Below are 722 nucleotides of genomic sequence, written 5' to 3'. Positions count from 1 at the left end.
CCTCGGTTTTGCTGTACTGTTCTACATGGAAACTATACTGATCAATGAGAAGATATTCGCAGAAACTGGGAAGCGATCGATAAGCCGCAAATTTTTCATCTTTATCATAACTGCGAGTGGATTTAGAAAGGACTTCTGCAATTAAACAAGGGTTAATAATCGTATCTTTGCGTCCTTCTTGGTAGATAAGTTCGCCTTTGACGATCGCAATATCGGGATAAGTGTAGATTTGACGATCGCCGATCCACAAGCGTTGGTCGGCGAAAAAAACTTGATAGGGTTGGCGTTTAAAAGCAAAATTCAAGGTTGCGTATAGATTACCCGCAATTTGGTTATGATTCGGTGTTCCACCAGTCATGGGGATGATTTCTCCATTGATGTATTCATTGCGGTTTTCGCTTTGAATTTCTCGATCCAGATATTCTTTCGGAGTAATAGTGGGAGGTGCGATCGCTTGAGTCATAATAGTTATTCGCTATATATTAGAGCGATTTTTAAATTTCATTTTTAAGGAGCATCCCAATTCACTTTATCGTAAAGATCGGCCAGGGCGATCGCCAATTCAATCGTAGTTAAAGATAAACTGGCATTTTCCCCATCGTACTCGCAAAACAACCATTTCCCAGCCTCGGTTTTGCTGTACTGTTCTACATGGAAACTATACTGATCAATGAGAAGATATTCGCAGAAACTGGGAAGCGATCGATAAGCCGCAAATTTTT

The 722-nt window shown here is 40.4% G+C and carries 2 protein-coding genes; both read right to left on the bottom strand.

Going from position 1 to position 722, the window contains the following annotated elements; all coding sequences use genetic code 11:
- Positions 1–463, bottom strand: a 463-nt coding sequence (locus JUI58_RS00310) for a Uma2 family endonuclease (RefSeq protein WP_204101764.1), incomplete at its 3' end; no start/stop codon positions are given.
- Between the two features lie 44 nt (positions 464–507).
- Positions 508–722 (bottom strand): Uma2 family endonuclease (locus JUI58_RS00305; protein WP_204101763.1); only part of this gene is annotated, 215 nt, incomplete at its 5' end.

The organism is Spirulina sp. CCY15215, from assembly GCF_016888125.1.
Classification (GTDB): domain Bacteria; phylum Cyanobacteriota; class Cyanobacteriia; order Cyanobacteriales; family Spirulinaceae; genus CCY15215.
The sequence above is the reverse complement of the archived record's forward strand: the minus strand, read 5'-3'. Positions and strand labels throughout refer to the sequence as shown.